Consider the following 1893-nt stretch of genomic DNA (forward strand, 5'->3'; position numbering starts at 1 on the left):
GGAGGCGCCCCGTCACGAGGCGACCGCCGGCCTGGTCAGGGCGCGGGCCGGCTCGGGGGTCTCGCGCGTCCGGGCGGTCTTGGCCCAGGCGGTCTCCCCGCGCAGCACGCGGGCGAGCGCCTTCCAGGCGCACGCGAAGGACAGGTAGTTGGTCAGGACCATGTAGTTGCCCATGGCGAGGCCCCGCCACAGGCCCACCCGGCGGTCGCGGCGCCAGTACAGGACCCCGTTGAACACCGCGGGCGCGAACGCGAGCAGGTACCACGCGAGCACCACGACGGCCGTGGCGACGGGGGTCGAGGCGAAGTCCAGCAGGGCCGACCCGTTCAGGATCAGGTCGCCCAGGCAGACGTGGAACAGGATCGACCAGGGCAGCGTCAGGATCCAGGGGGACAGACAGTAGAACGACAGCTCGAGCGCCGCGACGTGCGACAGGTGGGGCGAGCGCCAGATCTCCGGCAGGCGTTTGATCGTCATCAGGTGGCCCTGGTACCAGCGGGTGCGCTGGCGCAGCAGCAGCGGCACCTTCTCCACTGCCTGCTGCTCGACGGCGGCGAACGGCGTGGTGGTCAGCTCCCAGCCGCGCAGGGCGAGCGTGATGGCGAGGTCGAGGTCCTCGGTCAGGGAGTCGGTCCAGGGGCGCTCGCCGGCCGAGTCGAGGGCGGACAGGCGGCTGAACTGCGCGTTGCCGCCCAGGCTGACGGTGCCCGTGGCCGAGCGGCCGATCTGCGTCACGCTGGACGCGCCCCAGAACTCGAAGTCCTGGAACCGGGTCAGGAACGAGTCGCGGTTGCGGATGCGTACCTGGAGCTGGACGCCGCCCACGTGCGGCCGGTCGAACAGCGGCAGCACGTGGTCCAGGGCATGCTCCGAGAGCCGCCCGTCGGCGTCCATCACGCACACCACCACCTGGTCGGGGTGCTGGCCGCGGGTCGCGACCATCTCGCGCACCCGCGCGAGGCCCGCGTTCAGGGCTTCGCCCTTGCCCTGGCGGGCGTGCGGCAGGTCCCGGCGGACGACCTCCACCCGAGCGCCGCCGGCGGCGAGCGCCAGGGCGGCGGTCTCGTCGTCCGACCCGTCGTCGACGACGACGGTGGTCGTGCCCGGGTTGATCGTCAGCCCGGCCACGGTGCGGCCGATGACCTCGGCCTCGTCGAGGCATGGCACCAGGAAGTAGACGGCGAGCGCCGCCGCCTCGGTCGTCGGGCCGGTGCCGTACTCGGTGGCGCCCAGGTGGTCCAGGCGCGTGCCGGTGCGGCGGATCGCCTTGAGCCCAGAGCCCACCAGGAGCACGAAGTAGGCCATCGAGGACGTGATGATCAGCGTGGCGACAAGACTGACGAGACTCACGGGCGGCCGGCCTCTCGGGGCAGCAGGGCGATGCGGGCGAACAGCAGGGCGCACAGGCACAGCGTGGCGATCATGAGGATCGAGCCGCCCACCGTGTGCGCCCAGCCGAAGCCGGTCTCGCCCCAGTGCACGGTGGCCTCGGTGATCAGGACCATGCGTGCGGTGTTGACCACCACCAGGAGCACGGCGGTGACCGGGCTCGCGACCAGGAGGCGGGCGGCGCGCGCCCGCCGCCACAGCACGAGCAGCAGTGCGGTGGCGACGAGCACGCCGCCCACGAACCAGGCCGCCGAGCACTCCTCGGTGATGGTGAAACCGCCCCAGACCGGGACCGGGTCGGCCTCGGCCCGGTAGTAGAAGACGGCCTCGGGTGACGGCACCGAGGCCGGACGCCGCAGCACGTGCTCCAGCGTCCAGGCCGTCAGGTGCGCCTCGCCGTACCGGAACCGGTCCGTCCCGAGCACGATGGCGACGCCCAGCGCGGCGACCGGGATCGCCAGCAGCGCGCGGAGCACCGCGCCCCCGGACCGGGGGCGCGGTGCG

Annotated in this window: 2 protein-coding genes; both read right to left on the minus strand. The window is 73.2% G+C overall.

The window, feature by feature from the left end:
- Positions 1-12: 12 nt before the first annotated feature.
- Complete coding sequence (locus PROKR_RS22185; RefSeq protein ID WP_245605929.1) at positions 13-1350, minus strand: glycosyltransferase; 1338 nt, start codon at positions 1348-1350, stop codon at positions 13-15.
- The coding region (locus PROKR_RS22190; RefSeq protein WP_169736518.1) for an archaeosortase/exosortase family protein at positions 1347-1893 on the minus strand (547 nt) is incomplete at its 5' end. The genes PROKR_RS22190 and PROKR_RS22185, both read right to left, overlap by 4 nt.

Source organism: Promicromonospora kroppenstedtii DSM 19349 (assembly GCF_000515355.1).
Taxonomy (GTDB): Bacteria; Actinomycetota; Actinomycetes; order Actinomycetales; family Cellulomonadaceae; genus Promicromonospora; species Promicromonospora kroppenstedtii.